General features: G+C 68.0%; 20 protein-coding genes, 1 pseudogene and 1 riboswitch. Of the genes and pseudogenes, 8 read left to right on the forward strand and 13 right to left on the reverse strand.

Translation table 11 applies throughout. The features are described from left to right. Complete coding sequence (locus ASG64_RS13110; protein WP_056073989.1) at nucleotides 1–813, forward strand: exodeoxyribonuclease III; 813 nt, start codon at nucleotides 1–3, stop codon at nucleotides 811–813. Here ASG64_RS13110 and ASG64_RS13115 read toward each other — a convergent pair. Then, nucleotides 771–1,100, reverse strand: a complete 330-nt coding sequence (locus tag ASG64_RS13115; protein ID WP_056073990.1) for a GNAT family N-acetyltransferase — start codon at nucleotides 1,098–1,100, stop codon at nucleotides 771–773. The genes ASG64_RS13110 and ASG64_RS13115 overlap by 43 nt on opposite strands. An 87-nt stretch (nucleotides 1,101–1,187) precedes the next feature. Then, on the reverse strand, nucleotides 1,188–1,514 hold the full coding sequence (locus ASG64_RS13120; protein WP_042576334.1) for a GNAT family N-acetyltransferase: 327 nt from the start codon (nucleotides 1,512–1,514) through the stop codon (nucleotides 1,188–1,190). A gap of 198 nt (nucleotides 1,515–1,712) precedes the next feature. On the opposite strand from ASG64_RS13120, the gene thiD reads away from it, so the two are divergent. Further along, nucleotides 1,713–2,567: a bifunctional hydroxymethylpyrimidine kinase/phosphomethylpyrimidine kinase gene (gene thiD / locus ASG64_RS13125; protein ID WP_042576109.1), complete on the forward strand. Its 855-nt coding sequence runs from the start codon at nucleotides 1,713–1,715 to the stop codon at nucleotides 2,565–2,567. Here thiD and ASG64_RS13130 read toward each other — a convergent pair. The 7 genes from ASG64_RS13130 to thiO form a co-directional block, all read right to left on the reverse strand. Continuing rightward, a complete protein-coding gene (locus ASG64_RS13130) occupies nucleotides 2,529–3,266 on the reverse strand; it encodes an adenylate/guanylate cyclase domain-containing protein (protein WP_082518474.1) in 738 nt (245 codons plus the stop codon). The two genes, thiD and ASG64_RS13130, sit on opposite strands and share 39 nt — an antisense overlap. A gap of 123 nt (nucleotides 3,267–3,389) precedes the next feature. Beyond that, nucleotides 3,390–4,862, reverse strand: a complete 1,473-nt coding sequence (locus ASG64_RS13135; protein ID WP_056073992.1) for a M28 family peptidase — start codon at nucleotides 4,860–4,862, stop codon at nucleotides 3,390–3,392. A gap of 24 nt (nucleotides 4,863–4,886) precedes the next feature. Then, entirely contained in the window at nucleotides 4,887–5,681 is a 795-nt protein-coding gene (locus ASG64_RS13140) for an ABC transporter permease (RefSeq protein ID WP_042576112.1), read from the reverse strand. Next, nucleotides 5,678–6,631 (reverse strand): ABC transporter ATP-binding protein, encoded by a 954-nt coding sequence (locus ASG64_RS13145; RefSeq protein WP_056074359.1) that lies wholly within the window; start codon nucleotides 6,629–6,631, stop codon nucleotides 5,678–5,680. Before ASG64_RS13145 ends, ASG64_RS13140 begins: the two co-directional genes overlap by 4 nt. A gap of 112 nt (nucleotides 6,632–6,743) precedes the next feature. Next, on the reverse strand, nucleotides 6,744–7,517 hold the full coding sequence (locus ASG64_RS13150; RefSeq protein WP_042576113.1) for a thiazole synthase: 774 nt from the start codon (nucleotides 7,515–7,517) through the stop codon (nucleotides 6,744–6,746). Further along, on the reverse strand, nucleotides 7,510–7,716 hold the full coding sequence (gene thiS, locus ASG64_RS13155; protein WP_056073993.1) for a sulfur carrier protein ThiS: 207 nt from the start codon (nucleotides 7,714–7,716) through the stop codon (nucleotides 7,510–7,512). The genes ASG64_RS13150 and thiS overlap by 8 nt, the downstream gene beginning before the upstream one ends. Further along, entirely contained in the window at nucleotides 7,713–8,777 is a 1,065-nt protein-coding gene (gene thiO, locus ASG64_RS13160; RefSeq protein ID WP_156388374.1) for a glycine oxidase ThiO, read from the reverse strand. The genes thiS and thiO overlap by 4 nt, the downstream gene beginning before the upstream one ends. A 5-nt stretch (nucleotides 8,778–8,782) precedes the next feature. Further along, nucleotides 8,783–8,888: riboswitch (TPP riboswitch) on the reverse strand. Nucleotides 8,889–8,963: 75 nt separating this feature from the next. Between thiO and thiE the strand changes: the two genes are divergently transcribed. Then, complete coding sequence (thiE, locus tag ASG64_RS13165; RefSeq protein ID WP_042576336.1) at nucleotides 8,964–9,626, forward strand: thiamine phosphate synthase; 663 nt, start codon at nucleotides 8,964–8,966, stop codon at nucleotides 9,624–9,626. Between the two features lie 7 nt (nucleotides 9,627–9,633). On the opposite strand, the gene ASG64_RS13170 is transcribed toward thiE, so the two are convergent. After that, on the reverse strand, nucleotides 9,634–10,326 hold the full coding sequence (locus ASG64_RS13170; protein ID WP_056073995.1) for an NUDIX hydrolase: 693 nt from the start codon (nucleotides 10,324–10,326) through the stop codon (nucleotides 9,634–9,636). Nucleotides 10,327–10,495: 169 nt separating this feature from the next. Between ASG64_RS13170 and ASG64_RS13175 the strand changes: the two genes are divergently transcribed. The 3 genes from ASG64_RS13175 to ASG64_RS13185 are packed head-to-tail and all read left to right on the forward strand — an operon-like array spanning nucleotide 10,496 to nucleotide 15,047. Beyond that, complete coding sequence (locus tag ASG64_RS13175; protein ID WP_200933470.1) at nucleotides 10,496–11,806, forward strand: hypothetical protein; 1,311 nt, start codon at nucleotides 10,496–10,498, stop codon at nucleotides 11,804–11,806. Next, on the forward strand, nucleotides 11,806–12,774 hold the full coding sequence (locus tag ASG64_RS13180; RefSeq protein WP_056074361.1) for a glutamate ABC transporter substrate-binding protein: 969 nt from the start codon (nucleotides 11,806–11,808) through the stop codon (nucleotides 12,772–12,774). The genes ASG64_RS13175 and ASG64_RS13180 overlap by 1 nt, the downstream gene beginning before the upstream one ends. A gap of 2 nt (nucleotides 12,775–12,776) precedes the next feature. Then, complete coding sequence (locus ASG64_RS13185; protein WP_056073996.1) at nucleotides 12,777–15,047, forward strand: serine/threonine-protein kinase; 2,271 nt, start codon at nucleotides 12,777–12,779, stop codon at nucleotides 15,045–15,047. A gap of 29 nt (nucleotides 15,048–15,076) precedes the next feature. On the opposite strand, the gene ASG64_RS13190 is transcribed toward ASG64_RS13185, so the two are convergent. Together ASG64_RS13190 and pta are read right to left on the reverse strand one after the other, a co-directional pair. Beyond that, entirely contained in the window at nucleotides 15,077–16,252 is a 1,176-nt protein-coding gene (locus ASG64_RS13190; RefSeq protein ID WP_056073997.1) for an acetate kinase, read from the reverse strand. Next, a complete protein-coding gene (gene pta, locus ASG64_RS13195; protein WP_056073998.1) occupies nucleotides 16,249–18,351 on the reverse strand; it encodes a phosphate acetyltransferase in 2,103 nt (700 codons plus the stop codon). Before pta ends, ASG64_RS13190 begins: the two co-directional genes overlap by 4 nt. Before the next feature lie 129 nt (nucleotides 18,352–18,480). On the opposite strand from pta, the gene ASG64_RS13200 reads away from it, so the two are divergent. Next, nucleotides 18,481–19,887: a DHA2 family efflux MFS transporter permease subunit gene (locus tag ASG64_RS13200; RefSeq protein WP_082518421.1), complete on the forward strand. Its 1,407-nt coding sequence runs from the start codon at nucleotides 18,481–18,483 to the stop codon at nucleotides 19,885–19,887. Then, on the forward strand, nucleotides 19,880–20,320 hold the full coding sequence (locus ASG64_RS13205) for a MarR family winged helix-turn-helix transcriptional regulator (protein WP_235579587.1): 441 nt from the start codon (nucleotides 19,880–19,882) through the stop codon (nucleotides 20,318–20,320). Before ASG64_RS13200 ends, ASG64_RS13205 begins: the two co-directional genes overlap by 8 nt. Here the strand turns inward: ASG64_RS13205 and ASG64_RS22075 are convergent. Next, nucleotides 20,280–20,516, reverse strand: a pseudogene (locus ASG64_RS22075) (glucose-6-phosphate dehydrogenase (coenzyme-F420)); the annotation flags it as partial. The gene ASG64_RS13205 and the pseudogene ASG64_RS22075 overlap by 41 nt on opposite strands.

Below are 20,516 nucleotides of genomic sequence, written 5' to 3' on the forward strand. Positions count from 1 at the left end.
GTGCGCATCGCTACGTGGAACGTGAACTCCGTCCGATCCCGAGCAGATCGCATCGTCGACTGGCTGGGGCGTTCGGATGTCGATGTCCTGGCGATCCAGGAGACGAAGTGCAAGGACGAGCAGTTCCCCTACCAGCGCTTCACCGACATCGGGTACCAGGTCGCCCATGTCGGGACGAGTCAGTGGAACGGTGTCGCCATCGCCTCCCGTGTGGGCTTGGACGACGTGCAGATCGGATTCGAGAATCAGCCCGGCTTCAGCAAGGACCCGGAGGTTGCGCCGGCCGACGAGGCACGCGCGATCGGTGCGACATGCGGGGGCGTGCGGATGTGGAGCCTCTACGTTCCCAACGGTCGGTCGCTCTACGATCCGCACTACCGCTACAAGCTGGACTGGCTCGCCACCTTGCGTGACGACGCCCGGTCGTGGCTCGCGGCCGACCCCGATGCCCGCATCGCGCTGGTCGGGGACTGGAACGTCGCGCCCACCGACGACGACGTGTGGGACCCCGCGCTGTTCGAGGGGCGCACTCACACCTCACCGGACGAGCGTGCAGCGTTCCAGGCGGTGGTCGACGCGGGGTTCGCCGACGTGGTCCGTCCGTTCACGCCGGGTCCCGGGGTGTACACGTACTGGGACTACACGCAGCTACGGTTCCCGCGCAGGGAAGGCTTGCGGATCGACTTCGTGCTGGGATCGCCCGCACTCGCGGCCCTGGTCACGGACGCATCGATCGACCGCCAGGAACGCAAGGGGAAGGGTGCGAGCGATCACGCACCGGTCGTCGTGGAACTGAGCGACGCCGGATCCTGATCGGCGACCAGGTCGAGGTACTCGATGTTGGCACCGATGAACCGTCGGACGTAGGTACAGACGGGCCACACTGTCAGATTGCCGATGCGCAGGATGTCGAGCGCCCCGCGGACCAGCACGGCGGCCCACCCGTGGTCACCGAATTCTTCTCTGACGACCGTGTGCTGCAGGACGACGGTGGTGGTTCCGGGTGCGACCTCGTAGGCCAGGATGCCCACGAGCTCGTCGTCCACCGTCAGTTCGAACCGCGAGCGGCTCGGATCGTCGGACACGAGACTGTTGTGCATGACAACAGTCCATCACCGATTCTGTGACTCATGGGACTGAAGTGGCAGTTGATACGCGATCGCGACCGTATCGACACCGTGTCGAGATCAGTCGGAGGTGACCATGTCCCGGTATTCGGGGTTCTCGGCGACGAACCGCTGGACGTAGGTGCACACCGGCTTGACCTTCCAGCCGTAGCTGCGGGCGGCGTCGAGCGAGTTGCGCACCATGATGGCTGCGAGTCCGCGATGACCGAAGTCCTCGGTGATCACCGCGTGCATGAAGCTGACCACCGGTTGACGGCGCGCCCCGCGCCCCACGGAGTCGACCGGGAAATATCCCACGATGCCGACGAGGTCGCCGTTGAGCCTGAGCTCGAAACGGTTCTGATGGGGGTTGTCCGTGACATCGGTGACGGGCGCATCCGACAGCATAATTCATTCTCCTGGCGACCATGGTTCTGTGCGAACACGTGGAACGGGGCGATACACGTGCAGCCTCGTTGCCGCGAGCGTGCGCGTCACGTGGGTGTGTGACGTAGGCCACTATTCCACAGGTCGGCGTTCTTCGCCGGTGGAGCAGGCAAATATGTGGCGAAGTCACTGCGAACGGGCTCGAGTACAGTTCCGCGTGTGACACTGCTCCCGCTCGCACCGTCCGGCTCCACTCCGCTCCGTGTGCTCACGATCGCCGGAACCGACTCCGGTGGCGGCGCCGGAATCCAGGCCGATTCCCGCACGATCGCCCTGTGCGGACTGCACGCCTGCGTGGCCGTCGCGGCCGTCACGGTGCAGAACACGGTCGGTGTCAGCGGTTTTCACGAGATCCCGCCCGAAGTCGTCGCTGCTCAGGTCCGAACGGTGGTGTCCGACATCGGGATCGGCGCGGCAAAGACTGGCATGCTCGCCTCGACGCGGATCATCGACGCGGTGACGGACGTGTGCCGCGAGGTCGGCATCGGGCGCGGTAGCGCCGTACCCCTGGTGGTCGACCCGGTCTCGGCATCCATGCACGGCGACTCCCTGCTGCACGCGGACGCTCTGGATGCGTTGCGCAGCAAGCTCATTCCTCTCGCCACCGTGGTCACGCCCAACCTCGACGAGGTGCGACTCCTCACCGGCATCGAGGTCGTCGACGAGCGGACCGCACGGTCCGCCGCCGAGGCGCTGCACGCACTCGGAGCACAGTGGGCCGTGGTGAAGGGCGGTCACCTCCGGTCGTCGTCGGACAGCACGGATCTGCTCTACGACGGTGATCGGATGCTCGAGTTCACCAACCCCCGCATCGACACGGGAAACGATCACGGCGGCGGCGACACCTTGGCGGCCGCGCTGGCCTGCGCGTTGGCACACGGATGGTCGGTTCCCGATGCGTTCGCCTTTGCCAAGGAGTGGGTCACGAAGTCCCTGGAGGCGGCCTACGACCTCGGCGGCGGCCACGGACCGGTGTCACCGCTCTGGCGTCTGCACCAGTCTCACGATGCGTAGATCCTCCGGCACCCCGGTCAGCTTCGGCGAGAACAACCCGCGCCGATAGGGCTTCACCGACAGCTGCGCCGCGTCGAGCACCTGCGGCGACACCAGATCCATCGCGGTGTTCGAGATCATGACGTTGCCGTCGGCGCCCGTCTGCATGACGCGCGCGGCGACCGTGACGTCGACACCGAGCCAGTCGGACCCGACGGCGCGTGGACAGCCCGTGTGGATACCGACGCGCATCCGCGGGGTGTAGCCGTTCACGTCGACCCGCGCGAGCGCCGCCTGCGCCTCGAACACGGCTCGCACGGCGTTGTCCGCACTGGGGAAGACGGCCATCAAGCCGTCGCCGAGCCGTTTGACGATGTGCCCACCGCGGTCCAGCATCGGACGCTCGACCGCCCGCGCGACCTGCTTGAGCAGCACCAACGTCGTCGCGTCGCCGGCGCCCAGCGACCAGGTGGAGAAGCCGACCAGATCGGTGAAGACGATGGTCACCTCGCGTTCGCCACGGCCGCGGCCGGTGCGTTCGAGCAGCGCCTGCCACACCTGGAGGGCACCGAGCGACATCTCCTTGGAGGCGCCGGGGGTGTCGCCCTGCAGCCGATCGGTCACTCTCGCGACCATGCGCGCGGCGCCCGGCCCCGCCGTCGACAGCGGATCGCCGAACGACGGATCGCCGGGGAGAGCGCCGCGGACACGCCTGACCATCTCCACCACACGCGGAGTTCTGTTCACGGTGCGGGCGGTGTCGGCTACCTTGCGGAGGGCGGCACCGACATCACGATTCACCCGGCAACCTTATCTTGTCGTTACTCGGGGTGACAGTAAATGTCACTCGGGTTGGCGGGCGGCGACCCGATCCGCACCCACCGGAACCCCGTTCGCGCCGGTCACGGACTCGGCGTAGGTGCCGATTCCGTACGCCACGGCCTTCGCATTGATCTCCAGAGCGTCGCGGTCGACGTTCTCCAACGTGTCCTGCGCGGTGTGATAGTTCGGGTCGAACTGGGCATCGGCCTCCCCGCCCCACTTCTGCGCCTGCTCCGCCGTCTTGTTCTCGTCCGCACCGCTGAACACACCACCCGACGGGATGCCCACCTCGATGAACGGGCCGTAGTCCGAGCGGCCGTCGAAGTCGGTTCCGTCGGCGTCTTCCGGTGCCAACGTCTCCTCGAAGACCCGCTCGATGGCGTCGGATCCGTCGGGACCGGCAGGCTCGCCGGTCTTGTCGGAGTCGTCACCGTCGTAGACGAGGTAACCGGCGTTGTTCGACCCGACCATGTCGAAGTTCAGGTACAGCGCGATCGCGTTCCTGTCTTCGTCCGACAGCGACTCGACGTATTTCGTGGACCCGACGAGGCCCAACTCCTCCGCGCCCCAGAACCCGAAGCGCACGGCGTTGGTGACGTCGGGCGCCCCGCCCATCTGCAACGCCGTCTCGAGAACCGCCGCGGTGCCGGTGCCGTTGTCGTTGATCCCCGGCCCCTCGGGTACCGAGTCGAGGTGCGCACCCGCCATGACGACGTCCTCGGTGGATCCCGTCGTCGTCTGCGCGACGATGTTGCGACTCTTCGTGGTCTCGGTCTCCGCCGCGACGGTGATCACCGCAGGGCCGGGGGCCGCGGCCAAAGCTGCGCCGTCCTCGCGGCTCACACCGACCGACGGGATGCGCGCGTCCTCCTTCGACCCCAGGGTGCCGGCGTCGAGCGGGCCGTCCTCGTTGTTCGAGACGACGACGGCGACAGCACCGCGATCCGCCGCGATCTGCCCCTTCTGCGCGAACGAGCAGACACCGCGCGGAACCAGGACGACCGCGCCGGTGACCGGCAGTCCGTCGTAGTCGGACGCTTCACAGCCCGGCGACTCGTCCGCCGGGGCTGCGACGATCGGACCGGTCACCCCGCCGGTGGGTGTAGCCGGGGAGTACGTGAACGCGTTGACCTCGACGTCCCGGTCGAGCGCACGGAGCGCGACCGAGTCGAGGGTGTAGCTGTCGAACTGGAACTCGGGTGTCTCGACGTCGAAGCCTGCATCGCGCAGCGCACCGGCCACGTAGTCGACGCTGGCGTCGTATCCGGAGGTTCCCGCCGCGCGGTTGCCGTCGTTGGCATCCGCGATGTCCGTGAGCTTCTGCAGGTGGCCGACGACGGCGTCGAGCGAGACGGCCTCGGACAGCGACGAACCCGTGACCGGTGCGGCCACGGGTTCGTCGGACGGTTCTGCGGTGTCACTGCTGCACGATGCCAGGGCCAGAACCCCGGCGGCGCACATCGCGAGGGACAGGGTCGACCGTTTCGTCCGCATACGTCACCCTAACGGGAGACACCGTCATGCGTCGCGCTTGTTCACCACCACCACGGCCGCGCCGAAGATGACGACGACGAAGGCCGCGAAGTAGGCGAGACTGCCCCACGGACCCCAGTGGTACTCGACCCCGCCGGGCGATCCGAGGAAGTTGTTCGCATTCATGAACGGCAGGAACGGCATGATCTCGCGCCCGACGCTGCCGAAGAGGTTGAACAGCGACTCGATGAGCAGCGGCCAGAGCAGGAGAAGTGCCACCGCGGCTGCCGACTGACGCAGCAGCGCACCGACACCGACGGCCAGCACGACGCACAGGAACGCGTAGATCGGCACACCGTAGATCGCCCGCCACGCCTCACCGCCCTCGAGCACCAGAGCCGACCCCGCATCGGGTCCTGCGAACGCCTTGGCGACGTAGAACGCACCGAGAGTGAGCACGAAGGACAGCACCGCCCCGAAGACACCGATCAGAAGGGCTTTGACACCCAGAACCGATGCGCGAGAGGGGATTGCCTGGAACGTCGTGCGGATGATGCCGAACCGGTACTCGCTGGTGATCGCCAGCGCGGCCAGGATCATGAGCACCAGGACGCCGAAGCCGCTGACGCCCGCGACGGCGTCCGGCAGAGTCGGCAGGAAGGGCTCGAACCCGGGGTTCTCACCACTGGTGACGTCGTTCTGGAACGACGAGAAGGACGACTTGGCGGTGATGCCGATGACGGCGCCGATACCCAGTCCGAGCACGACGATGATCACCGTGCACCACCACGGGGATTTGGTCGACGTAAGCTTTATCCGTTCCGCTGCAAGAACACTCATCGCAGTGCCCCTCCCATCGAGTCGTCGCCCGCGCCGGCACCGTGGTACTGCACGTCGTCACCGGTCAATTTCATGAATGCTTCTTCGAGCGACCCGTGCTGCGACGCCAACTCGTGCAGGACGATGTTGTGACGAGCCGCGATCTCACCGATCGCCTCGGTGGTCGATTCCGACACCACGAGGGCGGGGTGCACCTCGTCGAGGCTGCTGGGTTCCTTCACCGTCAGACCGGCGGATGTCAGCGCACTCCGGAGCGCGTCGAGCTGCGGGCTCCGGACGCGCACCGAGGACTCCGATGCATGGTCGACAAAGTCCTGCACGGACGAGTCGGAGATGAGCTTGCCGCGGCCGATGACGATCAACTGCTCTGCGGTGAGCGCCATCTCGGACAGCAGGTGCGAGGACACCAGGACCGTGCGGCCCTCGGATGCCAGGCGCTGCATGAACTTCCGGATCCAGACGATCCCCTCGGGATCGAGGCCGTTGACCGGCTCGTCGAACATGAGGACCTTCGGATCTCCCAGCAGGGCGCCGGCGAGGCCGAGCCGCTGGGACATACCGAGGGAGAACCCGCCCGCCTTCTGCTTGGCCACCTCGGTCAGCCCGACGAGCCGCAGCACCTCGTCCACGCGGGACGCGGAGATGCCGTTCGACGCGGCCATCCACTGCAGGTGGGCCTTGGCGGATCGGTTGGGGTGCACCCACTTCGCATCGAGCAGCGCACCGACGGACCGGAGCGGGTTCTTCAGCTCACGGTAGGGCCGGCCCTCGATGAGAGCAGTTCCCGACGTGGGCTGGTCGAGCCCGAGGATCATCCGCATCGTGGTGGACTTACCGGCGCCGTTCGGCCCGAGAAAGCCTGTCACGATGCCGGGGCGGACCGTGAACGACAGATCGTCCACGGCTTTCTTGGCACCGAACTGTTTGGTCAAGCCTGTCACTTCGATCATGTGCACCACCATGCCCGTGCACACTGCCGTCGCACATCAGCCCCGGGTCTCGACCCGGGTCATCCGAAGGGATGACGTACACCCCGACCCGTCCCCTAGCGGTCCCCCGAGATCAGTCCAGGTCGGGGGAGGACGCCTGGGCCCAGAACCGCTTCGGAATGCGCCCCGCGAGCCGAGCCTGCCGCCCACCGGCGACGGCGTTCGCCATGGCGCAGGCCATCATCCGCGGATCCCGTGCCCGGGTGACGGCCGTGGCGAGCAGGACCGCGTCGCACCCCAACTCCATGGCCAGCGCAGCATCGCTCGCGGTGCCGATCCCCGCGTCGAGCACCACCGGAACGCCCGCGGCGGAGGTGATCATCTCGATGTTGTGCGGGTTGGCGATACCCAGACCCGTACCGATCGGTGAACCCAGCGGCATCACCGCCGCGCACCCCACGTCCTCGAGTCGTCGCGCCAGCACCGGGTCGTCGGTCGTGTAGGGCAGCACCACGAAGTCGTCGTCGACCAGTTCCTCGGCTGCCCGCACCAACTCGATGGCGTCGGGAAGCAGTGTCCGGTCGTCGGCGATGACTTCCAACTTGATCCAGTTGGTGTCCAACGCTTCTCGGGCCAGCCGGGCCGTGAGAACCGCCTCGGCGCTACCGCGACACCCGGCAGTGTTGGGCAGGAGTGCGATGCCGAGCCGGGTCAGCAGGTCCAGCACGCCGGTGCCGCCGCCCGCATCGACGCGGCGCAGGGCGACCGTCGTCAGTTCGGTTCCGGAGGCCACCAACGCTTCTTCGAGGACAGCCAGGTTCGCGGCACCGCCCGTGCCCATGATCAGCCGGGACCCGAAGGAGCGGCCGGCGATCTCGAGGGCATCCGACGCCTGTTGTTCAGCCACCCTGCACCGCCGTGAGCACGTCCACGGTCCAGCCGCGTCCGACTTCCTCGTCCCACCGGGCGCGCGGGAACACCACGCCGTCGACGGCGACGGCGATTCCCTTGTCGGGGAGACCGAGGCTCGACAGCATGGTGTGCACCGTCGTTCCCGGATCCAGAACGTGCTCGGCACCGTTGACGGTGACTCCGACAGGAATCATGACTGTGCTCCTACTGTCATCGGAAATCGTTGGGGGAGAGCGCATCGCGCCGCGGCGAGGGGCGCGCCGTCCAGCTCCGCGACCACCGCGTCGGCCGTGACGGGCGCGAGCAGGACACCGTTGCGGCCGTGTCCGGCAGCGACGACGACACGGTCGTCGACAGAGCCGATGATCGGGATGTTGTCCGGGCTGCCGGGTCGCAGTCCCGCCGCGGCTTCCGCGAGTTCGTAGTCGCCGATGGCGGGGAACACCGCCTCCGCGTCGGCGAGCAGATCGCGCACGCCGCCGACCGTGACCGCCGTGTCGTTGCCGTGCTCGTACTGGGTAGCCCCGACGACCAGACCGTCTCCGCGGGGAACGAGGTAGACGGCGCGTCCGTTGACGCTCGCACGAATCGTCCGGGTGGGCGCGGCGGCCGACCCACGGCGAGCGCGGAGCCGCAGGATCTCGCCCTTCACCGGGCGCACGGGGAGTCCCGGCACGAGCGAGGAGGCGGCCCATCCGGCAGCCACGACGATCCGCTCGGTCGTCACGGCCCCGAGATCGGTGACAGGTTCTCGCGACACCCGAACACCCGCGGCCAGGATCTCGGCTTCCAGTAAGGCCACCACCGCACGATTGTCGACGGCCATCTCGGCGGGAGCCGATACCCCGGCCCGCACCCGTGGCGACACGGCCGGTTCCAGGGCGCGTACGTCACTGCGGGAGAGCATCGTCAGGTCGTGCCCCTGCGCGCGCACCCAGTCGGCGGCGGTGCGCAGGTCGGCGGCATCGGCCGCGTCGAAGGCGACGGTCACCGAACCGGTGGACGTGACCACACCCGGCCCCGGGTCGAGGTCGTGCCACCTGCGCAACGACTCCGCTCCCAGTGCGAGGAGATCGTGCTCACCGGGCCATCCCTCGGACAGGGGCGCGAGCATGCCGCCGGCGACCCAGCTCGCCGCTCCGTCGCCGACGGTGCGGCTGCCGAACACCGGGTCGTGCAGAGTGACCGACCATCCCGCCGTCGCGGCGGCCCGGGCGATGAACAGCCCGATCACTCCTCCGCCCACGACGGTCACCGAGCGCTCCACGGAAACTCACTTCCTCCGCCGGCATGACCCGGGTCAGGTATTTACGGTCTGGGCCTGCGCCCACTCTCAGCCCCCAGCGGGACTCCCGTGTTCGTTCGTCGCCCACTCTATCCGGTGAGCGTGTCGTCCCGGATCGGCCCACGTACTAGGTTCGTGCTCGTGACCACCTTGGGAATGACTGCCCGCGAGCGGCTCGCGACCGCCCGCCTGTACCTCTGCACCGATGCGCGCCGGGACACCGGCGATCTGGCGAAGTTCGTCGACGCCGCACTGTCCGGTGGGGTCGACATCGTCCAACTGCGAGACAAGGGATCCGCGGGCGAGAAGAAGTTCGGGGCCCTCGAGGCCAAGGAGGAGCTCGCCGCCCTCGCCGTCATCTCCGCTGCCTGCCGACGGCACGGCGCGCTGATGGCCGTGAACGACCGCGCCGACATCGCCCTGGCGTCGGGCGCGGACGTGCTGCACCTCGGCCAGAACGATCTGCCCGTCCACTACGCGCGGCGCATCGTCGGCCCGGACGTCGTGATCGGCCGGTCCACGCAGAACCGGTCGCAGGCCACTCTCGCCGACATCGAGGACGGCGTCGACTACTTCGCGACGGGCCCGGTCTGGGCCACTCCGACCAAGCCCGGTCGCTCCGCGGCGGGCGTCGACGTGGTGCGCGAGGTCGCCGACTCGCATCCGACTCGCCCATGGTTCGTGATCGGCGGGGTGGAGATGTCGACGGTGCAGCACGCACTCGACGCGGGAGCAACCCGCATCGCCGTGGTCCGCGCGATCACGCAAGCACGTGATCCCGAAGCGGCCGCGAGGGCACTGCTCGATCTCCTGCCCTGAGCGTCGGTCAGAGCGACTCGGGGGCGAGGACCGTCACGTCGGCGGAGACGGCCCCACGGACCGCGTCGTCGGCGGTGACGACGACGGTGTGCAGCTCCGTCGGGTGCTGCGCAGCGGCGACGGCCGATTCCACGTCGTCCGCGGCGACGACGTCGACGACCCAGCCGAAGCGTCCGACGTCGAGGCGAACGGTTCTCGCGCCCAGGTCGAGCGACGCGTCCGGCGCCAGCACGGCACGGACCGCGACGGTGCGCAGCGACGGCCAGCTGACGGCGAACGCGGGATGCAGAGGCAGGCTGTCGACGTCCTTCTCGGCCACCCAGCGCAGTTCGGTGCTCTCCCCGTTGGGGACGGTGTCCAGTTCGTGGTCCGTATCGGCGACGACGGTGGTGTACGACCACCCGGAGTCCTCGACAGCGGTGACGTGTTCGGCGCGGACGGTCAGCAGGTCGTCGGTGATGCCGGCTTCCTCGCCCGCCTCGCGCACGGCGGCGTGCTCGGCGCTCTCGTGAGAATCTCGCGCACCCCCGGGTAGCGCCCACGTTCCACCCTGATGGCTCCATGCCGCGCGATGCTGCAACAGCACCGACGACTCTCCGGATCCGGTCGGCGCGCGCAGCAGCAGACCCGCCGCACCGTGCCGACCCCAGTGCCGGCTCCCGTCGCTGCTGAAGACCCAGCCGTCGCCGTCACCGCGCATGGTTCACCGTCCGCATCGCTCCACCCTATTCGTCTTCTCGATTCGTCCGCCCGTACCGCGAACGGCAACGCAGGTAGGCATGTGTTCGAGCGCAGGTGGGCCTATGCTCGAATCCGGACACGGTTCCACCTGAGAGGTAGGGCCCGGCGCTCGTGGGGAAGGGGTTCTGGTGTCGCAGCAGTCGAGTGCGCTGACTCTTCGCGCGCCTGTCGACACCCGCTCCGAGCGATCGGAATTCCTCCGGTCCACACCCGTCCGCCTGCTCACCGTCGGCCTTCTCGTCGTGGTGACGTTGGTGACGACGGCGCTGGTCACCACGTTGTCCGTCTCCGATCGCCAGCGCACTCTCGAACTCCTGCTCGCCCGTACGGAGCCTCTGTCCGATGCGGCCCAGAATCTCTACGTCCAGCTGTCCGTCGCCGACGCGACCGCGGCGACGGCCTTCCTGTCCGGCGGACTCGAGCCGGGCGACGTCCGCGGCCGCTACACCGAATCGCTCGGCGCGGCCGCGGGAGAGGTGGTCCGCGCATCGACGGGACTCGCGAGCGACGACGCCACGTCGAGGATGCTTCTCGCGACCATCTCCACGAACCTCCCGCTCTACGCGGGCCTGATCGAGACCGCGCGGACGAACAACCGCGTCGGCAACCCGGTGGGGTCGGCCTACCTCGCCGAGGCGTCGACCCTCATGCAGCGGACGGTGCTTCCCTGGGCCGAGCAACTGCACGCGGAGAAGTCGGGGGACGTGTCCGACGCCCAGCGTCAGTTCGCCACCCCTCCGTGGTCGGCCTTCCTGATGTTGGCCGTCTCGGTCGGAGTCCTGATCGCCGCGCAGGTCTTCCTGAGCCGGCGCACTCGACGCACCGTCAACGTCGGTTTCGCGGGCGCGACCGTGGGCGTGGTGGCGCTGCTCGGCTGGATGCTGGTCGCGGGCCTGATCTCCTCCACCGCGACCGACCGCGCGTTGGTCCGCGGCGCCGAGCCCCTCGACCTGCTCACCACCAGCCGGATCCTGGCCCAGCAGGCTCGCGCCGACGAGACCATCGGCATGACGCGGCGCGGCGGCAGCGTCGACTACGAACAGCAGTACGCGGATTCCGTCGCCGGCCTCGCGAACACGCTCGACATGCTGGCGCACGACGACGACACACACAGTGTGCGACTCGACGATGCTCGCGCACTGGTGTCCCTGTGGTCGACGTCCCACGACCGCATGAACGCTGCACTCGATGTGGGTGACTTCGACACCGCCGTCGACATCGCGACCGGCAGCGCCGCCGGGGATTCCACCGACGTGTTCGGTCGACTGGATTCCAGCATCGTCGGTGAGATCGATTCCGCTCGGCTGTCGTTGCGGGACGACGTGCAGCGCGGCGCGAGCGTGCTGTCCGGCCTGACCGTGGGTACCGGCATCATCTGCGGGCTGGCCGTCGCCGCCGTGGCGGGTGGCATGTGGTCACGCGTGCGGGAGTACCTGTGATGCGCCGGGCCGCCCTGGCGGCTCTCGCACTAGTGGCGCTGACCGGGTGTTCCTATGCGACACCGGTTCCCGAGGCCCCCGATCGAGCGACGGTCGCTCAACCGCTTCCCGACGGCGCCGCCGGCGTCACCACCGGCGCACCCGTCCCACCGGCCGCCGAGTGCGGTGACCCTCGTGCCAGTGTTCGTCCCAACTACGCCGCGCCCGACGGAGCTCCGGTTCCGGCACCCAACGTCGACGCCATCCGCTCCAGGGGCCGACTGATCGTCGGATTGGACACCGGCAGCAATCTGTTCAGCTTCCGTGATCCGGTCAGCGGTGAGATCACGGGTTTCGACGTGGACATCGCCCGCGAGGTCGCCCGCGATCTCGTCGGCGACCCCGAGAAGCTCGAGTACCGGATCCTGTCGTCCGCGGAACGGTTGGATGCGCTGGCGAACGGCGACGTCGACATCGTCGTCAAGACCATGACGATCACGTGCGCCCGACGCGAGCGGGTGACGTTCTCCACCGTCTACTACCAGGCAGATCAACGGGTGCTGGCCGTCAAGGGGTCCGGGATCCGCGGCGTCGACGACCTCGGTGGACGACGAGTGTGCGCGGCGGCCGGAACCACGTCACTGCTGCGCATCCAGCGCCTGCAACCGAGCGCGCAGATCACCACCGTCCCCAGTTGGGCCGACTGCCTGGTGATCCTGCAGCAGGGTGGTGTCGACGCCGTGAGCACCGACGACGCGATCCTGGCGGGTCTGGCGACACAGGACCCATATCTGGAGATCGTCGGATCGTCCATCGCTGCAGAGCCTTACGGCATCGGCATCACCCTCGGACACGACGATCTGGTGCAGCTGGTGAACAAAACACTCGAGCGACTGCGGAACGACGGCACCTGGAACGCCATCTATGCCCGGTGGTTGTCCGTTCTGGGGCCCTCACCCGGTGCCCCCTACCCTGTCTACGGACGCTGATCATGAGTACAGAACCCGACCTGGACGCCACGCGTGCATCGCTGCGCGAGGACACCGACGCCACCCGCGCATCGCTGCGGGAGGACACCGACGCCACGCGGGCGTCGCTGCGCCCGGAGACGACGACTCGCTCGTCACGTCCGAGTCGTCGCGTCCGGACCGGTTCCCGACGGCGTCTCGGCGGCGGACTGGTGGAGCTCCCTCGCATTCCCGAGGTCGATCCCGCGACCGCGGTCATGTCGGATCCTCGTGTCCCCGAGAGCAAGCGGTTCTGCTGGAAGTGCAACGCCCCGGTGGGACGGAGCGTCGACGGACGCCCGGCCGACCCGGCGGGCGACTGCCCTCGCTGCGGAACCCACTTCGATTTCTCGCCGCTGCTCGAGCCTGGCGAGATGGTGGCCGGCCAGTACGAGGTGCAGGGCTGCATCGCGCACGGTGGTCTCGGCTGGATCTATCTGGCGATCGACCGCAACGTCAGTGACCGCTGGGTCGTGCTGAAAGGGTTGCTGCACTTCGGCAATGCCGAGGCTCATGCCGTGGCGATGGCCGAGCGACAGTTCCTCGCGGAAGTGACGCACCCCGGCATCGTCAAGATCTACAACTTCGTCGAGCAACCCCGCAAGGGCGCCGCCGAGTCGGCGGGGTCGACCGGATACATCGTCATGGAGTACGTCGGCGGGCGCACGCTGCGGCAGATCATGACCGACAATCCTGCGCGCACCAAGCTGCCGGTGCAGGAGGCCATCGCCTACCTGCTCGAGGTCATGCCCGCCATGTCGTACCTGCATTCGATCGGGTTGGCGTACAACGACCTCAAGCCCGAGAACGTGATGGTGACCCAGGATCAGATCAAGCTGATCGACCTGGGTGCCGTGAGCGCGCTGGAGGACTACGGGTACCTGTACGGCACGGCGGGATACCAAGCGCCCGAGATCGTCCGGACAGGACCGACCGTCGCCTCCGACATCTTCACCGTCGGTCGGACGTTGGCCGTGCTGACCCTCGATGTCCCCTCCGAGCACGGCCGCTACGTCGACGGCCTTCCCGAGGATTCGCCGGTACTGGCGGAGTACGAGTTCTACTCCCGCCTGCTGCGACGGGCGACGTCCGCCGACCCGACTGCACGGTTCCGCAGCGCCGACGAAGCCGCGAGCCAGCTCAGTGGTGTTCTGCGCGATGCACTCTCGCAGCAGACCGGTGATGCGCACCCGTCGCTGTCGACGGTGTTCAGTCCGCAGCGCACGACGTTCGGTACCGACGAGCAGGTGGCGGTCACGGACGTCTACATCGACGGCCGGCACCGTGTCGCACGACTCAATCCTCGCGACGTCGTCGCAGCGCTGCCCGTGCCGCTCCTGGACACGTCCGACCCCAGTGCGCACCTCATTGCCGCCGCCGTGCACAGCGAGCCGCATCAGACTCTCGACTCGCTCCGACTCGCCCGCGAGAACGGACTCGACCGTGTCGTGGGCGAGGACACGATGGGATCCGTCGAGGCCGTCCTGACCGAGACCCGGGCGTATCTCGATCTGGGAGAGGGTGACTCCGCTTCCGAGGTGCTCCGCAGACTGGACGACGTGACGGGCAACTGGCGCGTCGACTGGCATCGCGGCACCACCGCCCTGCTGTGCCGGAACTTCGTCGACGCCGCGGAGCGTTTCGACTCGGTGCTCTCCGCGATGCCCGGGGAGATCGGCCCGAAGCTGGCGCTCGCCGCCACCGCGGAACTCCTCGCGCAACAGACGTCCGACGACGACCACACCACCTGGTGCGCTCTCGCCGAGACCATGTACACCACGGTCTGGCGTACCGATCGCAGCATCGTGAGCGCCGCGTTCGGCCTCGCCCGACGCCTGACCGAGCGCGGTGCTCTGCTCGACGCGATCATGACGCTGGATCTGGTTCCACCCACCTCGCGGCACTTCTCGATGGCCAGGATGACCAGCGTGTTGACGTTGCTGTCCGGCCCCGCAACCGAGACCGACGAGGGCGCACTCTACGAGGCCGCGCGACGCGTCGAGGCGCTTCCTGCCCGCGAACCCCGTGCGCTGCAACTGCGTACGGTCGTGCTGGGCACCGCGCTGGAGTGGATGGAGGCGGGGCACACGCCGGAGTCGTCCGCGCCGATACTCGGACTCCCGTTCACGCGGGACGGTCTGCGGACCGGAGCGGAAGCAGCCCTGAGATCGCTCGCCCGCACGGCGCGCACCCGGTCGCACCGCTTCGCGCTGGTCGATCTGGCGAATGCGGTGCGGCCCAAGTCGCTGTTCTGACCTACCCCGTCGGCCCTATCCCACCAGCTCTACCCCACCAGGGCGACGGCCGCACGTGCGATGGCGAGTTCCTCGTTCGTCGGGACCACCAACACGGTGATCGGCGAATCGTCGGTCGAGATCGTGCGAATACCCTTGCCGCGCTCGGCATTGCGCGTCTCGTCGAGCTCGATCCCGTACATTTCGAGGTCCGCCAGCGCCGCCGCACGCACCTCCGCGGAGTTCTCCCCCACCCCGGCGGTGAAGGTGATGACGTCCACGTGCCCCAGTTCGATCATGTAGGCACCGATGTACTTGCGCAGCCGGTGGATGTACACGTCGAAGGCGAGGGCGGCCGCGGTGTCCCCACCGTCGATCGCCTGTCGCAGTTCACGAAAATCGGTCACTCCGCTCAATCCCTTGATGCCCGACCGGCGGTTCAGCAGTTCGTCGATGGCGTCGACATCCATGTCCGCGCTGCGCCGCAGATGCATGACGATGCCCGGATCGATGTCCCCGCTGCGCGTCCCCATCACCAGGCCCTCGAGCGGGGTCAGCCCCATCGAGGTGTCCACCGCGACGCCGTCGCTGACAGCGGACGCGGACGCACCGTTCCCCAGATGCAGCACGATCTGGTTCACCTCGTTGCCGACATGATCGGTGACCGCCGAGCTGACGTACTGGTGGGACGTTCCGTGCATGCCGTACCGCTTGATGTCATGCGCCGCAGCGACATCCGCATCGATCGCATACGTCGCCGCTGCCGCGGGCAGCGTGTGGAAGAAGGCGGTGTCGAACACGGCGACCTGCGGGAGGTCGGGAAGTTCACGGCGCGCGACCTCGATTCCGCGCAGGTTCGCCGGATTGTGCAGGGGCGCCAGCGAACTCAACTCGTCGATGGTGGAGACCACGTCGTCGTCGATGAGAACCGGTTCGCTGAACACCGTCCCGCCGTGCACCACCCGGTGTCCGACGGCGGTGATCCCGGCGTCCGTCAACGACAAGCCGGCGTCGGCCATCATCTCGAACGCCAGCCGCAGCCCCGTCTCGTGATCGGGGATGTCCGTCGTCTTCTCCGTGGTGTCGTCGCCCCGAGTCACCGCGACACGGCCGTCGGAGTCACCGATGCGTTCGACGATCCCCTGCAGCGCACTCTCGCCGGAGTCCGGATCGACCACTTGGAACTTCACCGACGACGAACCGGAATTTATGACCAGAACACTCATGAGGACATCCCCTGTGCCTGAATGGCCGTGATGGCAACGGTATTGACGATGTCCTGCACCAGCGCCCCTCTCGACAGATCGTTGACCGGCTTGCGCAACCCCTGCAGAACCGGACCGACCGCGACCGCGTTCGCGGACCGCTGCACGGCCTTGTACGTGTTGTTGCCGGTATTGAGATCCGGGAAGACGAAGACGGTCGCCCGCCCCGCGACGTCGGAGTCGGGAAGCTTGGACTTCGCCACCGACGGGTCGATGGCCGCGTCGTACTGGATGGGGCCCTCCACCAGAAGATCCGGCGCGCGGTCGCGGACCAGGTCGGTGGCCTCGCGCACCTTGTCCACGTCGGCGCCGGATCCGGAATCGCCGGTGGAGTAGCTCAGCATGGCGACACGGGGTTCGATGCCGAACATCGAGGCCGTCGTCGCCGACGACACCGCGATGTCCGCAAGCTGCTCCGCGGTGGGATCGGGGACGACGGCGCAGTCGCCGTACGCGAGCACTTTGTCGGCGAGGCACATCAGGAAGATCGACGACACTGTCTTCACGCCGTCCATCGTCTTGATGATCTCGAACGACGGCTTGATGGTGTGCGCCGTGGTGTGGGCGGCGCCGGACACCATGCCGTCGGCAATACCCTTGTGCACCATCATGGTTCCGAAGTAGGAGATATCGGCCATGACCTCGCGGGCCTTCTCCTCCGTCATCCCCTTGTGCTTTCGGAGTTCGGTGTACTCGGCGACGAAATCGTCGGTGTACTCGGAGTCGGTCGGGTCGAGCACGGTGGCGACGGACAGGTCGACGCCCAACTCGCTCGCGCGGCGGGTGATGGCGGCCTCGTCGCCGAGGATCGTCAGGTCGGCCACCTGCCGCTGCAGGAGTCGAGCCGCGGCCCGCAAGATGCGGTCGTCGGAACCCTCCGGGAGCACGATGTGCTTGCGGTCCGCGCGGGCCCGGTCGATGAGTCGGTATTCGAACATCTGCGGCGTGACCACCGACGGCATCGACACCCGCAGGCGCTTCAGGATTTCCGACGCGTCGACATGCTGCTCCATGATTCCCAGAGCGGTGTCGACCTTGCGCTGCGACCCTACGGCCACCCGACCGCGTGTCGACGCGGCGACGCTGGCCGTGTCGAAGGTGCCGAGGTCGGTGGTCAGGATGGGAAGACGCGGCTGCAGTCCCTCGATGAGCTTCGCGATCATCGGATGCGGCGTCAGTCCTCCGTTCATGACGATGCCGGCGAGCGACGGGAAGCCCTCGGCCTCGTGAGCGTTGACCAGGGCCAGCAGGACGTCGGACCGGTCCGCGGGGGCGATGACGACGACGCCCTCGGTGAGGCGCTCGAGAATGTGCTCGGCCGTCATGCCGCCGACCATCACCCGCAGCGCTTCTCGCTGCATCAGTTCGGGGTCACCACTGAACAGCGACGCATCCATGGCGTCGTGCAATTCACCCATCGTCGGAGCGACCAGCAGCGGAACCTCGGGGAGCGCCCACGCTGGGACGTCGTCGGTGGCGAGGTGCTCGATGATCTCGTTCAGGGAGTCGGGGTCGCAGCGGTTGGCGACGATCGCCGCCAGATGTGCTCGGTGCGTGGACAATTCGGACCGGCAGACGTCGGCCAGATGGGCGATCTCGTCGGGTGTCCGGCCGGACCCGCGCAGGGCCAGCAACACGGGGGCGCCGAGGTTGACGGCGATGCGCGCGTTGAAGCCCAGTTCGCTGGGGCTCGCGATGTCGGTGTAGTCACTGCCCACGATGACCACGGCGTCACACTGCGACGCCATCTCGTGATAGCGACGCACGATCTCGGCGAGCGCTGCGTCGGGGTCGGTGTGGACCTCGTCGTAGGTCACGCCGAGCGACTGCTCGTAGGTGGTGTCCGACGTCGTGTGGTCGATCATCAGCTCGAGGATGTAGTCGGTCTCGGACGACGACCGGGCGATCGGACGGAAGACACCGACGCGGGCGGTCGAGGCACCGAGCATCTGCAGCAGGCCGAGGGCGATGGTCGACTTGCCGGTATCGCCCTCCGGAGACGCGATGTAGATGCTGGAGAGATCGTTCGAGCTGGGCGGTTCTGCGGGCGCGGCGACCATGACGTCAGCCTAGACGGGAGACCACGCCTGTGATCCGAAGCACTGAGCGGATCTTTCCTTAGCCAGAGCAAGCATAATACTTGTGTGCTTACAACTGTCCCGTCGGGCGACCTCGATCATCGTCGCAAGATGATCATCCTGGCCACGTGCTGCCTGAGCCTGCTGATCGTGTCGATGGACGCCACCATCGTGAACGTCGCGCTGCCCGCCATCCGCAGTGATCTCGGTGCGTCGGTCTCGCAACTGCAGTGGACCATCGACGTCTACACGCTGGTGCTGGCGAGCCTGCTGCTCCTGGCCGGGACCACCGCCGACCGCGTCGGCCGACGCCGCGTCTTCCAGATCGGCCTCATCAGCTTCGCCGTCGGCTCGCTGCTGTGCAGCCTCGCGCCGACCGCCCCGGTGCTGATCGTGGCCCGGATGATCCAGGCCGTCGGCGGATCGATGCTCAACCCGGTGGCGATGTCGATCATCACCCAGGTGTTCACCGGCAAGGCGGAGCGAGCTCGCGCGATCGGCATGTGGGGCGCCGTGGTCGGGATCTCGATGGCACTCGGTCCCATGCTCGGCGGCCTCCTCATCGACGTCTCCGGATGGCGATCGGTCTTCTGGATCAACATTCCCGTCTGCATCGCGGCGTTCGTTCTCGCCGCCGTGTTCGTTCCCGAATCGCGCTCCCCCGTCGTGCGCTCGTTCGACCCGCTGGGTCAAGCGCTCGGCGTGACGATGCTCGCGGCACTGGTGTTCGGCCTGATCGAGGGCCCGTCGCTGGGGTGGTCGTCGCCCGTCACTCTCGGCGTTTTCGCGCTGGCGATCGCCGCCTTCCTCGGATTCGTCACGTACGAGAGGCGCCGCACCGACCCCTTCATCGATCTGCGTTTCTTCCGCAGCATCCCGTTCTCGTCCGCGACCGTCGTCGCGGTGTGCGCGTTCGGCGGATACGGCGCGTTCCTGTTCCTGATGTCGCTGTATCTGCAGGAGGTGCGCGGACTCAGCGCCGTCGGCACGGGCCTGTCCTTCCTCCCGCTGGCCCTGGCCACATTGGTGTGTTCACCGCTGTCGGGCCGGATGGTCGCGCGCTGGGGAGCGCGGCCGTCGATGACCGTCGCGGGCACCGTCATCGCCGTCGCCGGGCTCGCCCTCACGCGTCTCGACGCCTCGACCACCACCACCGAACTGGCCGTGATGTTCACGATCTTCGGCATCGGCTTCGGGCTGGTCAACGCCCCGATCACGAACGCCGCCGTGGGCGGCATGCCACGTGACCGCGCCGGCGCCGCCTCTGCCGTCGCGTCCACCAGCCGACAGATCGGCGTCAGCATCGGCGTCGCGCTGTGCGGGAGCCTCACGGCCGCCGGTGCGGTGGCCGGTTCGGGCGAGGAGTTCACGTCCTCCACCCACACGGTGTGGTGGGCGCTCGCCGTCATCGGGATCATCGTCGCCGCACTGGGGATCTTCAGCGCCAGTGCGCGGGCCACACGATCCGCCGACGGTGTCGCCGCGCTCTTCCGGTCCGAGGAGCCCGCCCGTGTCTGACCCCGTCGACTCGGCGTGGCGCGCAATGACGTCGCTCGTCTTCGAGAACCGCGACACCTGGCGGCGACGGGTCGCGGACGCGGTCGGCATGCCCTTCAGCCGCGTGCGCGTACTACGCCGCCTGATGTCGGGGTCGCTCACCATGACCGAACTGGCGTCGGCCGCGGCGATGGACGCTCCGGCGACGACCGTGTGCGTCAACGATCTGGAGAAGCGCGGCTTCGTCCAGCGCACGGTGGAAGCCGATCGACGCAGCAAGCGCGTCACGGTCACCGATGCCGGCCGCGCGGTCATGGAGCGTGTCGGCGACATCAGCGATCCGCCACCGACATCTCTGCAGGACCTGAGCACCGAGGATGCGGCGCACCTGCACCGCATCCTCGCGCGAGCGGTCAGCCCAGTCGGCGCAGACGGGGCTCGAGATCGGTCTTGAACAGCTCGAGGAATCGACGCTGATCATGACCCGGCGCATGGAACACCAGGTGGTTGAGACCGGCGTCGACGTACGGCTTGACCTTCTCGACGGCCTCGTCGGGATCGGACGCGACGATCCACCGCTTGGCCACCTGCTCGATCGGCAACTCGTCGGCGGATACCTCGTTCCTCACGCGCATCAACGACGCGGTCGG

The organism is Rhodococcus sp. Leaf247, assembly GCF_001426185.1.
In the GTDB taxonomy this organism is placed as follows: Bacteria; Actinomycetota; Actinomycetes; order Mycobacteriales; family Mycobacteriaceae; genus Rhodococcoides.

What these genes read in the sequence shown, in the direction of transcription:
- ASG64_RS13170 (WP_056073995.1), bottom strand. Translation starts at nt 10,326, where the DNA reads ATGCGCGGTGACGGCGACGGCTGGGTCTTCAGCAGCGACGGGAGCCGG.
- ASG64_RS13145 (WP_056074359.1), bottom strand. Translation starts at nt 6,631, where the DNA reads ATGATCGAAGTGACAGGCTTGACCAAACAGTTCGGTGCCAAGAAAGCC.
- ASG64_RS13200 (WP_082518421.1), top strand. Translation starts at nt 18,481, where the DNA reads ATGATCATCCTGGCCACGTGCTGCCTGAGCCTGCTGATCGTGTCGATG.
- ASG64_RS13135 (WP_056073992.1), bottom strand. Translation starts at nt 4,862, where the DNA reads ATGCGGACGAAACGGTCGACCCTGTCCCTCGCGATGTGCGCCGCCGGG.
- thiS (WP_056073993.1), bottom strand. Translation starts at nt 7,716, where the DNA reads ATGATTCCTGTCGGAGTCACCGTCAACGGTGCCGAGCACGTTCTGGAT.
- ASG64_RS13120 (WP_042576334.1), bottom strand. Translation starts at nt 1,514, where the DNA reads ATGCTGTCGGATGCGCCCGTCACCGATGTCACGGACAACCCCCATCAG.
- ASG64_RS13190 (WP_056073997.1), bottom strand. Translation starts at nt 16,252, where the DNA reads ATGAGTGTTCTGGTCATAAATTCCGGTTCGTCGTCGGTGAAGTTCCAA.
- ASG64_RS13185 (WP_056073996.1), top strand. Translation starts at nt 12,777, where the DNA reads ATGAGTACAGAACCCGACCTGGACGCCACGCGTGCATCGCTGCGCGAG.
- ASG64_RS13180 (WP_056074361.1), top strand. Translation starts at nt 11,806, where the DNA reads ATGCGCCGGGCCGCCCTGGCGGCTCTCGCACTAGTGGCGCTGACCGGG.
- thiE (WP_042576336.1), top strand. Translation starts at nt 8,964, where the DNA reads ATGACTGCCCGCGAGCGGCTCGCGACCGCCCGCCTGTACCTCTGCACC.
- ASG64_RS13140 (WP_042576112.1), bottom strand. Translation starts at nt 5,681, where the DNA reads ATGAGTGTTCTTGCAGCGGAACGGATAAAGCTTACGTCGACCAAATCC.
- pta (WP_056073998.1), bottom strand. Translation starts at nt 18,351, where the DNA reads ATGGTCGCCGCGCCCGCAGAACCGCCCAGCTCGAACGATCTCTCCAGC.
- ASG64_RS13115 (WP_056073990.1), bottom strand. Translation starts at nt 1,100, where the DNA reads ATGCACAACAGTCTCGTGTCCGACGATCCGAGCCGCTCGCGGTTCGAA.
- ASG64_RS13130 (WP_082518474.1), bottom strand. Translation starts at nt 3,266, where the DNA reads ATGGTCAGGCGTGTCCGCGGCGCTCTCCCCGGCGATCCGTCGTTCGGC.